Source organism: Nonomuraea terrae (assembly GCF_044465245.1).
GTDB classification, from domain to species: domain Bacteria; phylum Actinomycetota; class Actinomycetes; order Streptosporangiales; family Streptosporangiaceae; genus Nonomuraea; species Nonomuraea terrae.
The window spans coordinates 112,969-124,245 of sequence record NZ_JBITLL010000009.1; the positions used below are offsets into that span (position 1 = coordinate 112,969).

The following is an 11,277-nucleotide window of genomic DNA, read 5'->3' on the forward strand; positions in this document are numbered from 1 at the left end:
CCGGTGCCGCGGCTCGCGATCGGCCCAGAGTTCCCCACGGCACTCAGCGCCCTTGCCCCGTCGGTGCGCAGGGACGCCGTGGTGGCGCTGCGCCGGTTCCTGCTGAACGTCGCGGGCGCCCCGCACCCCGAGCGGGTGAGGGGCGCCAGGGATCCGCGGGTCGCGACCCTGCGCCTGGCGGACGGCCATCGCGGCGTCGTGGTGCGGCAGCGGGACGTGTACTGGCTGCGGACGGTCCTGCCCGACCCGGACGCCTGGTCGTACGCCCGCCGCCACCGCTACGGCGTCAACCCGGTGATCGGGGTCGTCGAGGAGTGGGACGCCGCGGCCCTGGAGCGGGTGGAGCCGGCCCTGCGCAGGTCGGCGGGCAGGTCGGCGGGCAGGTCGGCGGGCGCGTCGGGGCTGTTCGACCCGATCTGCGACGGCGACCTGCTGGGCCTGGGCCTGGACGTGCACGCCCTGCCGCTGTTCCGGCTGATCACCACCGAGGCGGACGTGGCCGCGCTGGAGCCGCTGCTGCCGCCCACGCAGCACGTCCCGCTGACGGTGCTGGCCCGCGGCGGCACGCTGGCGGAGGCGTGGCGGGCGCTGGAGGCATGGCGGGCGTCGTCCGAGCCGCCGGGCCCGATCGACGCCGAGGACCTGCACGCCGCGCTGCTGCGCACCCCCGACCGGGCGGTGTTCGTGCCCGACAAGGTGGCGCTGGATCGGGTGCTGCGGACGCCGGACTGGTGCACGTTCCTGCATCCGCCGCAGCACCGGCTGGCCAGGGCCTCCGTGTACGAGCACCCGGCGCTGGTGGTAGGCGGCGCGGGCACCGGCAAGAGCGTCGTCGCCCTGCACCGGGCCGCCCATCTGGCGGTCCACGGGGCCGGGCCGGTGCTGCTGGTGACGTTCTCGCAGAGCCTGGCCGAGGAGCTGTCGGCGAAGCTGGACCTGCTGCTCGAGGACGAGGTGGTGCGCAAGCGGGTCGAGGTGGACAACCCGGAACGCCTGGCCCTGCGGATCGTGACCGACGCGGAGGGCCGCCGCCCGGCGCTGGTCGGCCAGGGCGCGAGATCGCTGGCCGAGCTGACGGACGCGGCATTGCGGTTGCTCTCGCTCGCGACGGGTGATCTGCTCGACGATGTGGACCCGGGACAGAAGCCGTACCGTCACATCGTGGTGGACGAGGCACAGGACATCAGCCCGGCGCAGTGGCGGCTGCTGCGCGCGGCGGCGCCGCACGCGCGCGACGACCTGTTCATCGTGGGCGACCCGCACCAGCGGATCACCGACACCCGGGTGGCGCTGGCCACGGTCGGCATCCCCGCCGAGCACCACACGCTCGGGATCTCCTACCGGCTCCCCCACGAGCTGCTCTCCTTCGCCGTACGGCTGCGCGGCGGCGGCCTCTCGACCGGCCTGGTGCGGGGCACGACCGACCTGTACGACCTGACCGCCATCCGCAACGGCGAACGCCCGGACGTCAGGGCGTACGCGACCCGGGAGGCGGAGCTGGCCGGGCTGCGCGCCACGGTGGAGTCGTGGCTGGCCGAGGGGGTGGCGCCGGCGGAGATCGCCGTGGGCGCGCGCAACCCGGGGCTGGTGCGCGAGGTGCGGCGGGCGCTGGACGGCCTGGAGGTGCGGGTGGCGACGTTCCAGCAACTGAAGGGGCTGGAGTTCGAGCGGGTGGCGCTGCTCGGGGTGGCGGAGGGCGTGGTGCCCGAGCCGCCGACGGAAGATCCGCCGGAAGATCCTTACCTACGGGCTCGTGCGCTGCAGCGCGAACGGAGCATACTGTTCGTCGCCTGCACCCGCGCCCGTTCGAAGCTTTATATCTCCCATTCCGGAAGAGGGAGCCCGTTTCTACCCCTCTGATCACATAGTCTGAACTGCGGATATCTCTCCTTTGCCGGTTGGACGTCAATGAACCTCAGCCTGAGCGACCTCTCGCCACCCCTGCGCTGGACCTCCCCTGGTCAGATCGCGCCGATCGTCGAGGAGCCCCAGCTGCCCGAGGCCTGGTGGCAGGCGATCCCTCTTGACCGGGCGTGCGCCCTCGTCGGCACGCAGACCGTGGCGGGCCGTCTGGCCGACCTGGCCGTGGCCTGCTGGGGGCATCTCATGCTCGGTGACATCCTGCCGCTGCTGCGGTTCTCCGACCCGGCCGAGGCCGAGCGGACGCCGGAGATGCTCGGCAAGGACGTGGTGCAGAAGTTGTTCACCGGCGTGTTCGAGCGGCTGCTGGAGCCGGTGCCGGACGCGGTGCCGGCGCCGGTGCGGGCGGATCGCCCGCTGCCCGAGCTGATCGACGAGCTGTTCGCGGCGCTGGACGACCGGCAGCGGGCGATCGCGCGCGACCGCCTGTACGCCGAGCAGCGCGCCACGCTCGACGAGCTGGCGCAGCGGTTCTCGGTGACGCGCGAGCGCATCAGGCAGATCGAGCGTGACCTGCGCGACCACATCGAAGCCTGGCTGGGCAAGCCGGAGGTCGCCCCGCTGGTGGCCCACGTCGCGTGGCTGCGCGGCCGGCTCGGCTCGGCGGTGCCGGCCGACGACCTGCAGGCCGCCGTACCGTGGCACGGCACGGAGCTGGGCGCACTCGGCATCCCGGCCTGGCGGTTCGTCCGTACGCTGCTGACCGGTTACGAGCAGGCCGAGGGGTGGCTCGTCTCGGGCGGGAGCGACGAGCTGCGGGAGAAGACGCGCCAGCTGTTCACCGACGGCCCGCGCCCGCTCGCCGAGGCCGTGGCCATGGTGTCCCAGCTCGGGGTCCGCGAGGACGTCGCCGAGCGGTGGATCCTCGCCACGCCGCAGCTGCGGGTGCTCGGCCGGCACGTGGTGCCGTGGCCGCGCAGCATCAACGAGAAAGCCGAGGCGGTGCTGGCGGTGGCGGGCACGCCGCTGTCGCCGGAGGAGATCCAGGAACGCATCGGCGAGGACTACAGCCTGGTCGGCATCCGCAACCAGCTCACCGCCGACGACCGCTTCCTGCGGGTCGACCGCAACAAGTACGGCCTGACGCGGTGGGGCGGCGACGAGTACCTCGGCATCAGGGAGATGATCGCGAGGGAGATCGAGCGGGCCGGCGGCGAGGCGTCGGTGAGCACGATCGTGACGAACCTGACCTCCCGCTACGACGTCAGCGAGAGCTCGGTGCGCGCCTACTCGGGCGGGCCGGGGTTCGAGCGGACGCAGCGGGGCTGGATCCGGGTCGCGGGCACCTCGCCGGGCGGGGAGGTGACGTACCAGCCGCGCAAGGACGTCTCCGAGACCCGGCGCAGCTTCCGCTCCCGCGACGGCCGCTGGTGGCACCGGGTCGACATCAACGCCGAGCACCTGCGCGGGTCGGGCTCGCCGCTGCCCACCGGGTTCGCCGCCTATCTCGGGATGGCGCCGGGCGGGCAGCTCACCGCCTCCGCGCCGTCCGGCGACGTGGTGATCAGCTGGCACAACCAGCCGACCATGGGGTCGATCAGGAACGTGCTGGCGGAGTACAACGCGCGCGAGGGCGACCACGTCTTCCTGACCGTCTCCGACGGCGGCGAGCTGCTGACCCGCTACCTGCCGGCCGCGCCCGTGGCGATGCCGCCCATCAACCGGGCCCTCTACCTGCTCGGCTACACCGCTCCGGTCGGCTCGGAGTCGGAGGGCCTGCGGCTGATCGGGGCCAGGATCGGGCTGCCCGACACGGCTGCCCGCGAGGAGGTCCTGGCCAGGCTGCGCGAGCGCGGCGACCGCGACATCCTCGCCTACCTGGGGGCGTAGGGGTTCGCCGCGGCCCCCGACTAAGCTCGGGGGATGTTGCGGATCTACGACACGCGCGCCAGGCAGGTCGAGGAGATCGAGGCCGATCGGGCGGTACGCATGTACACGTGCGGGCCGACCGTCTACCGTCACGCGCACGTGGGCAACCTGCGCACGTACGTGCTGTCCGACCTCATCAGGCGGGTTCTGGAGCGGCGGCGGGTGCGCGTCGTGGCCTGCCGCAACATCACCGACGTCGGCCACCTCGTCGAGGATCCGTCGGGCGACGGCGAGGGCACGGACGAGGACAAGGTCGTCGCGCAGGCGCGGGCCGAGGGGCGTTCGGCGCGCGAGCTGGCCCGCTTCTACGAGGACGCCTTCGTCGCCGACACCGCCGCGCTCAACCTGCGGCCACCGGAGCACGCGCCGCGTGCCAGCGAGACCGTCGACCTGATGATCGAGCTGATCGCGCAGCTGGTCGAGCGGGGTCACGCGTACACGGTGCCGGACGGGTCGGTGTTCTTCGACGTCCAGAGCTTCCCGTCGTACGGCGAGGTATCCGGCAACCGACTCGACGCGCTCAGGCCCGCGCACCGCATCGAGGCCGTCGACCCGCGCAAGCGCTTCCACGCCGACTGGGCCCTGTGGAAGCCCGGCGACGGCGAGCTGACCTGGGACGCGCCGTGGGGCCGCGGCTTTCCCGGCTGGCACGTCGAGTGCTCGGCCATGTCGCTGCGCTTCCTCGGCCCGCGCTTCGACCTGCACACCGGCGGCATCGACCTGCGCTTCCCGCACCACGAGGACGAGCGCGCCCAGTCGAACGCGGCGACCGGCCACGAGGTGGTCCGCCACTGGGTGCACGGCGAGCACCTGCTGTTCGACGGGCGCAAGATGGCCAAGTCGACGGGCAACGTGGTGCTGCTGTCCGACGTCGTGGCGGCCGGGCTCGACCCGCTTGCCGTGCGGCTGGCGTTCCTGGAGCACCGCTACCGGCAGCAGCTGAACCTCACATGGGACACCCTGCGGGCCGCCGACCGCACGGTGCGCCGGTGGCGGGCGCGGGTGGCCGAGTGGTCGGAGTCGCCGAGCGCCCCCATGGCCACCGCGTACGCCGAACGCGTCGAGGCCGCCTTCGACGACGACCTGGACACGCCGTCCGCGCTGCGGATCCTGCGCGAGCTGGAGCGCGACGAGTCGGTGGCGCCGGGGGCGAAGTTGGAGACGTTCCTCCATCTCGACCAGGTGCTGGCGCTCGACCTGTCGTCGGAGATCGGCAAGCCGAGGGTGTTGCCGCCCGGGGCGGCCGAGTTGCTGGCGGCCAGGGAGCGGGCGCGGGAGGGCGGCGACTGGGCGGCGTCCGACCGGCTGCGCGACGAGCTCGCCGAGATGGGCGTCCGGGTGTCCGACACCCCGGAGGGCCAGATCTGGGCCTGACATCTCCTTGTGGCGGCGCGTCCGGAGTACTGATCGCGTGCTGTCAGACTTGATCCCAGTTCGGGGACAAGGAGGTGTCGGTGAGGCCCTATGCGTGGATGCCGTGGCCTTTGCGGTGGTTCGCTCGGGTGTTAACCGTTCTTCTCGCGCTGGCGGTCGTGCTGGCAGGGGTTGTGGTGTACACCGTGCAGAGATCCTTCCCACAGGTGGATGGGGCCGTACGGCTGCCGGGGTTAGCGCAGAACGTCGAGATTTATCGGGATAAATCGGGAATCCCGCATATCTATGCCGACACCGCGGCCGACCTCTTCATGGCTCAGGGCTACGTCCACGCCCAGGACCGCTTCTTCGAGATGGACTTCCGCCGGCACACCACCGCCGGCCGCCTCTCGGAGCTGTTCGGCGCGGCCACGCTGGACAACGACAAGGCGCTGCGGACGATGGGCTGGCGCCGGGTCGCCGAGCAGGAGCTTCCCCTGCTCGACCAGTCGACCCGCGACTACCTGGACGCGTACGCCAAAGGCGTCAACGCCTGGCTCGACGCCCATCCGAACGCCTCCAGCCGCAGCCTCGAGTACTCCATCCTGAAGATCCAGAACGGCGGCGGCCGGCCGGAGAAGTGGACGCCGGTCGACTCGCTGGCCTGGCTCAAGGCCATGGCGTGGGACCTGCGCTCCAACATGGAGGACGAGATCGACCGGGCCCTCGCGCTCACCGAGCTGCCGAGGGAACGCGTCGACCAGCTCTACCCCGGTTACCCGTACGACCGGCACCTGCCGATCGTCAACCAGGGCACCATCGAGCGCAACCGCTTCGACCAGCAGGTCGAGCCCCGGCTGCGAGCCGGTGACGCGCTCACCCGGGCGGCCGGGACGCTCGACGCGGTGCCGAGCACGATGGGCACGGCCGACCGCGACGGCCTCGGGTCGAACTCGTGGGTGGTCTCCGGCGAGTACACCGCGAGCGGCAAACCGCTGCTCGCCAACGATCCGCACCTGGCCGCGCAGATGCCGTCCGTCTGGTACCAGGCCGGGCTGCACTGCCGCAAGCTCACCGCGGAGTGCCCGTACGACGTGACCGGGTTCACCTTCTCCGGCGTCCCCGGCGTGATCATCGGGCACACGGACAAGATCGCGTGGGGGTTCACGAACCTGGGGCCGGACGTGTCCGACCTCTTCCTGGAGCAGGTGGACGGCGACACGTACCTGTACAAGGGCCAGCGGCTGCCGCTGGAGACCCGCAGGGAGCAGATCAAGGTGGCCGGGGGCAGCCCGGTCACGATCACCGTCAAGAGCACCCGGCACGGCCCGCTGATCGACGACGTGATCGGCGGTGCCCGGCCCAGCGGCGAGGCGAACGCCGTGGCGCTGCAGTGGACGGCGCTGACGCCCGGCCGGACGGCCGACTCGATCTTCCTGCTGAACAAGGCGGCCGACTGGGAGGAGTTCCGGGCGGCGGCCGCGCTGTTCGAGGTGCCGGCCCAGAACCTCGTCTACGCCGACACCTCGGGCACGATCGGCTACCAGGCGCCGGGGCGCATCCCCGTACGCGAGAGCGGCGACGGCACCCTGCCCGCCCCCGGCTGGACCGGCGAGTACGACTGGAAACCCGCGCCCATCCCGTACGACCAGCTGCCGTCGGTGCGCAACCCGGCGGACGGGTTCATCGTCACGGCCAACAACGCCGTCATCGACCCCAGCCGGTACCGGCCGCTGCTGACGAAGGACTGGGCGTACGGCTACCGCTCCGAACGCATCCGCACCCTCATCACGGCGGCGATCCAGCAGGGGCCGATCGACGCGGCCGTCATGTCGCGCATCCAGCAGGACACCCACAACGGCTTCGCCGACACGCTGATCCCGGCGCTGCTGCGGGTGGATCTCGCGGGCCCCGGGGTCGCCGCCAGGGAGTTGCTGAAGACCTGGGACCGGCGGCAGGACCTCGGCTCGGCCGCCGCGGCGTTCTTCAACGCGGTCTGGCGGCAGGTGCTCGTGCGGACGTTCGACGACGACCTGCCGGAGTCGGCCCGGCCCACCGGGGGCGACCGCTGGTACGAGGTCGTCAGGCGGCTGCTGGACGCCCCCGGCGACCCCTTCTGGGACGACGTGACGACCCGGAACGTCAAGGAGACCCGCGACGACATCCTGCGCCAGGCGATGGCCTCGGCCCACCAGGAGCTGGCCGACCGGCTCGGCGAGGACGTCAAGGCGTGGCGCTGGGGCGACCTGCACCAGCTGGAGCTGGTCAACGGCTCCCTCGGGACCTCGGGCATCGCACCGGTGGAGGCGCTGTTCAACCGCGGGCCGCTGCGGGTGCCGGGCGGCAAGGACGCGGTGAACGCCACGGGCTGGAACGTTCAGACGGGGTACGCCATCACCACGGTCCCGTCGATGCGCATGATCGTCGACCTGTCGGACCTGGACAAGTCGCAGTGGATCAACCTGACCGGCGCCTCGGGGCACGCCTTCCACGACAACTACTGGGATCAGGCCGAGGCGTGGGCCCGCGGCGACCTGCTGCCGATGCGCTCGACGCCGCAGGCGGTCAGGAAGGCCGCGGTCCACACCCTCCGACTGACCCCCTGACTCGCCACGGCCCTGCCCCTCGCTCGGGGCAGGGCCGTGGTGCTCGCCGGGGGCGTTCTTCCTGACAGGAGGCTGTCAACCGGGGCGGCGCCAGCGGAGCGGCTCGCGCGGGTAGCCGCCGTCGTCCAGGCCGGCCAGCCGCTCGAAAATGTTGTACGAGGCCTGGTGGCCGCAGACGGCCACCGAGACGAGCATCGCCAGCAGATAGAGCGGGAGCATGGGCAGGCCGCCGCACCAGGCCCACTGCGTGGCGTGCCGGGATTCGTGCAGGATCAGCCGCTCGCTCAGAGCGTTTCGCCTGGTCAGAACCACATTTCCGACCGTGAAGGCACCCGCGATCGGGAAGCGGGGACGGTAGCCGAAGGCCAGGATGAGCCCCTCGGGGCCGCGCCGCGGGGTCGCCCCGCCGGCGACCGCGAGCAGCAGGCCGAGCGGCGTGGAGAGATTGAGGAAGTTCGCCACGGAGCGGAACCGGAAGCGCTTCTCCATACGTCTCAGTCTTGACCGATCTTGACAAGCCGGAATAATAACCCCTGTCCTGAAATCTCCCACAAGAGCAGGATTATGAGATTCTCCATCCTGGGCGCGCTGCTCGGCACCGTCGCACTGGCAGGAACCGGCGGAGCCGCGATCACGCAGGCGTCAGCAACCGAATCCCTCCGACTCACTGACAACCCTCCCCCTCTCCACCTGGCCTTAGTCGCCGATCCCAGCACGCCGACGCCGACCTCTCCTACGGCGTCGCCCTCCCCCGCGGAGACGCTCTCCCCGACGGCGACCCCCACACCGACGGCCAGTCCCCCGAACGCCGACTACACCGCCGAGACGCGGGTGGTCAAGAGACGCGGCATTTCCTACCTGAACGTCTCCGTCGCCTATGAGGGCGCGGGGTTCTTCACCGTCGACCAGCGGGTGTGCAGGAGAGGATCCTGCACGACCGCGAACACCGAGATCACCGTCATCAACGGCGAGGGCGACGCCACGGCCAGACTGGGCCGGGGCACGTTCAAGAAGCGCGGGCAGCCGGAGGTCGCGATGGCGCCGCTGCCGACCGTGACGGTCAGGGAGACGGTGACGGTCACGGAGCCCGGCCCGACGGTCACGGTCACGGAGCCCGCTCCGACGGTCACCGTCACCGAGCCGGCCCCGACGGTCACGGTCACGTGCCGGCCGGACGTGGAGCCGACCCCGGCGGAGACCCTCCCGCCGACCGTGGAGCCCACCGACACGGCCGCCCCGACGGACAACCCGACGGAGAGCCCCACCGCGGAGCCCACCGGCACGGAGACGACGGCCCCGGCCGTCCCGGCTCCCCCGGCCGCTGCCGCGCCTCCAGCACAGACCCCGACAGAGACCCCGACAGAGACCCCCACCGACACCCCGACCGAGACTGACGCCCCCACCGTGCCGCCCACGGTGGACCCGACCGCGACCGGCACTCCGACGGAGAGCGTCGCGCCGACGGCGAGCCCCACGGAGCTCCCGATCTGCCCGACGCCTTCGGAGGAGCCGCCGGTGGAGCCTCCGCTGGAGCCGACCGACGCGCCCGCGGAGACCACGTCCCCGGCCGAGCCGACGGACACCGCGACGCCGACGCCGTCCGAGACGGCGACCACCCCCGCCCAGTAGGCGGACGACAGACGGGCCAGGCCCCGCGCCTGGCCCGTCTCACGTGTTCACAGGGTGTTGTAGCGGCCCTCGTGGTAGAGGAGCGGCGGGCCGTCGCCCGGCATGCCGAGGGCCGTCACCTGGCCCACGACGATGGAGTGGTCGCCGCCGTCGTACACCGACTTGGTCGTGCACTCCACCGTGGCGAGCGCGCCGTCGAAGAGGGCCACACCCGACTCGCCCCGGTGGTGGGCCCAGCGGGCCAGCTGCCCGTCCAGGGGGCGCCCGCGGTGGGCGAAGAAACGGGAGGCGTCCTCCATCGAGGCCGGCAACACCGACACGCCCCACGCCCCGGCCTCCAGCACGGCGTCGTGGAAGCGGGCCACCTTCTCCGCGCAGAACAGCACCAGCAGGGGGTCGAGGGAGACGGAGGTGAAGGAGTTGACCGTCATCGCGTGGTCGACGTCGCCTGCCCGGGTCGTGACGATCGTGACTCCGGTGGCGAAGCGGCCGACGACCTTCCGGTACGCACGTGGGTCAATTGGCCGCTCGATAAAGTGCACCTAGATACTTTATGCCGTTACGTCGGGTTCTTCGGTGTGTACCCCCGGAGCAACCATGATCCACCGCTTGACGGCGACATCAGATACGCCACCACCAGCGCCGCCAGGCCGCCGTACAGGTAGACGTAGCCGGGCGCGCCCTGCGCGATCACCAGGTCGCCCACCCGCAGCTCCAGCGTGAACGGCATGGTCACCAGCAGCCACCCGAGCGCCGTCACCATGGCGCCGAGCTTGGCCCGCATCAGCCTGCCCGCCCCGAAACACACCGCGAACAGCGCGAGCACCCATGCGGCCGCCGCCCCCGGGAAAGGCCCTGTCTGCCACACGGGATGGGTGAATCCGCCCACGACCCCCATGACGACGCCGAGCACGAACAACATGCCGTACGCCGCTCCGCCGAGGGCCGACTCGGCCTGGCTGCGTTGCTCCATGTGGACCGAGGTTAGTCGATGCCCGCGAACAGATCGTTCTCGCGGTTGTGCGGTTCACCGAGCCCCCCGGCCTCGACGGGCGGGCCCGCCACCGGCGGGCCGGGCACCCCGAGGGCAAGCGTGTAGTGCTCGACGCCCAGCACCTCCTGGCCGATGTTGTTGGACAGCGCGAACCAGGTGCCGCGCACGAGGATCTGGGTGGCGTGCGCGCGCATGGCCTCGATCTTGTTGCCGATCCACGGGCGGGCGTCGATCTCGGTGGTGACGGCCTCGTCGAGGCTGCCGAACGGCATGTCGCCGACGTCCTGGACGATGAAGCCGAGGTTGGCCTCGCGCAGCCCCTCCACGCCGCGCCGCATCACGGAGCGGGGCATGGCGGTGTGGTAGAACTTCGCGATCTGCCAGGGCTCGCCCACGCCGAACCCGGGCTTGGCCGCCAGCTCGTACGCCCTGCGCGCCACCCGGTGGGCCTGGATGTGGTCGGGATGGCCGTAGAAGCCGTTGTCGTCGTACGTGACGAGCACCTGCGGGCGCACCTCGCGGATGACCTTGACCAGCTCACCCGCCGCCTCGTCGAGGTCGGCCCGCCAGAACGCCTTCGGATGGTCGTTGGAGGCCGCGCCCATCATGCCCGAGTCGCGCCAGCGCCCTGGCCCGCCCAGGAAGCGGTGGTCCTCCACGCCGAGCGCCTGGCAGGCCGCGGCCAGCTCGCCGATCCGGTACGGCCCCAGCGAGTCGTCCCGGTCGGCGGCCAGGTGGGCGAGGTCGCTCGGGATGATCTCACCCTCCTCGCCCAGCGTGCAGGTCACCAGCGTGACGTGGCAGCCCTCGGCGACGTATTTGGCGATGGTCGCGCCGGTGCCGATCGTCTCGTCGTCCGGGTGGGCGTGCACGAACAGGAGGCGGCGATCAGTCATAGCCCCGAGC

Annotated in this window: 9 protein-coding genes; 5 read left to right on the forward strand and 4 right to left on the reverse strand. The window is 71.9% G+C overall.

Annotated elements, in window-relative coordinates; translation table 11 throughout:
* Positions 1 to 3: 3 nt before the first annotated feature.
* The 4 genes from ACIBP6_RS42805 to ACIBP6_RS42820 all read left to right on the forward strand — a co-directional run bounded on the left by ACIBP6_RS42805 (position 4) and on the right by ACIBP6_RS42820 (position 7,748).
* Complete coding sequence (locus ACIBP6_RS42805; protein ID WP_397060464.1) at positions 4 to 1,860, forward strand: UvrD-helicase domain-containing protein; 1,857 nt, start codon at positions 4 to 6, stop codon at positions 1,858 to 1,860.
* 48 nt (positions 1,861 to 1,908) lie between these two features.
* Positions 1,909 to 3,750 carry a sigma factor-like helix-turn-helix DNA-binding protein gene (locus ACIBP6_RS42810; protein ID WP_397060466.1) on the forward strand — a complete coding sequence of 614 codons (1,842 nt, stop codon included), beginning with the start codon at positions 1,909 to 1,911 and terminating at the stop codon, positions 3,748 to 3,750.
* Positions 3,751 to 3,783: 33 nt separating this feature from the next.
* A complete protein-coding gene (gene cysS, locus ACIBP6_RS42815; RefSeq protein ID WP_397060468.1) occupies positions 3,784 to 5,163 on the forward strand; it encodes a cysteine--tRNA ligase in 1,380 nt (459 codons plus the stop codon).
* Between the two features lie 98 nt (positions 5,164 to 5,261).
* Complete coding sequence (locus ACIBP6_RS42820; RefSeq protein ID WP_397061278.1) at positions 5,262 to 7,748, forward strand: penicillin acylase family protein; 2,487 nt, start codon at positions 5,262 to 5,264, stop codon at positions 7,746 to 7,748.
* Between the two features lie 75 nt (positions 7,749 to 7,823).
* On the opposite strand, the gene ACIBP6_RS42825 is transcribed toward ACIBP6_RS42820, so the two are convergent.
* Entirely contained in the window at positions 7,824 to 8,237 is a 414-nt protein-coding gene (locus ACIBP6_RS42825; RefSeq protein ID WP_397060470.1) for a hypothetical protein, read from the reverse strand.
* Between the two features lie 75 nt (positions 8,238 to 8,312).
* Here ACIBP6_RS42825 and ACIBP6_RS42830 point away from each other — a divergent pair, with 75 nt between their 5' ends.
* Positions 8,313 to 9,377 carry a hypothetical protein gene (locus ACIBP6_RS42830; protein ID WP_397060471.1) on the forward strand — a complete coding sequence of 355 codons (1,065 nt, stop codon included), beginning with the start codon at positions 8,313 to 8,315 and terminating at the stop codon, positions 9,375 to 9,377.
* A 47-nt stretch (positions 9,378 to 9,424) separates the two neighbouring features.
* Here ACIBP6_RS42830 and ACIBP6_RS42835 read toward each other — a convergent pair whose 3' ends face one another.
* From ACIBP6_RS42835 to mshB, 3 genes are read right to left on the reverse strand one after another with little or no spacing between them, the layout of a single operon-like run.
* A complete protein-coding gene (locus ACIBP6_RS42835; RefSeq protein WP_397060473.1) occupies positions 9,425 to 9,919 on the reverse strand; it encodes a flavin reductase family protein in 495 nt (164 codons plus the stop codon).
* Between the two features lie 17 nt (positions 9,920 to 9,936).
* Positions 9,937 to 10,350, reverse strand: coding sequence for a DUF6113 family protein (locus ACIBP6_RS42840; protein WP_397060475.1), 414 nt, complete (start codon positions 10,348 to 10,350; stop codon positions 9,937 to 9,939).
* Between the two features lie 11 nt (positions 10,351 to 10,361).
* Positions 10,362 to 11,267: an N-acetyl-1-D-myo-inositol-2-amino-2-deoxy-alpha-D-glucopyranoside deacetylase gene (gene mshB / locus ACIBP6_RS42845; protein ID WP_397060476.1), complete on the reverse strand. Its 906-nt coding sequence runs from the start codon at positions 11,265 to 11,267 to the stop codon at positions 10,362 to 10,364.
* Between the last annotated feature and the right edge of the window lie 10 nt (positions 11,268 to 11,277).

Bases quoted from the DNA above. Each gene is read 5' to 3' on its own strand.
- ACIBP6_RS42820 (WP_397061278.1), top strand. From the start codon at position 5,262: ATGCCGTGGCCTTTGCGGTGGTTCGCTCGGGTGTTAACCGTTCTTCTC.
- cysS (WP_397060468.1), top strand. From the start codon at position 3,784: ATGTTGCGGATCTACGACACGCGCGCCAGGCAGGTCGAGGAGATCGAG.
- mshB (WP_397060476.1), bottom strand. From the start codon at position 11,267: ATGACTGATCGCCGCCTCCTGTTCGTGCACGCCCACCCGGACGACGAG.
- ACIBP6_RS42825 (WP_397060470.1), bottom strand. From the start codon at position 8,237: ATGGAGAAGCGCTTCCGGTTCCGCTCCGTGGCGAACTTCCTCAATCTC.
- ACIBP6_RS42830 (WP_397060471.1), top strand. From the start codon at position 8,313: ATGAGATTCTCCATCCTGGGCGCGCTGCTCGGCACCGTCGCACTGGCA.
- ACIBP6_RS42810 (WP_397060466.1), top strand. From the start codon at position 1,909: ATGAACCTCAGCCTGAGCGACCTCTCGCCACCCCTGCGCTGGACCTCC.
- ACIBP6_RS42840 (WP_397060475.1), bottom strand. From the start codon at position 10,350: ATGGAGCAACGCAGCCAGGCCGAGTCGGCCCTCGGCGGAGCGGCGTAC.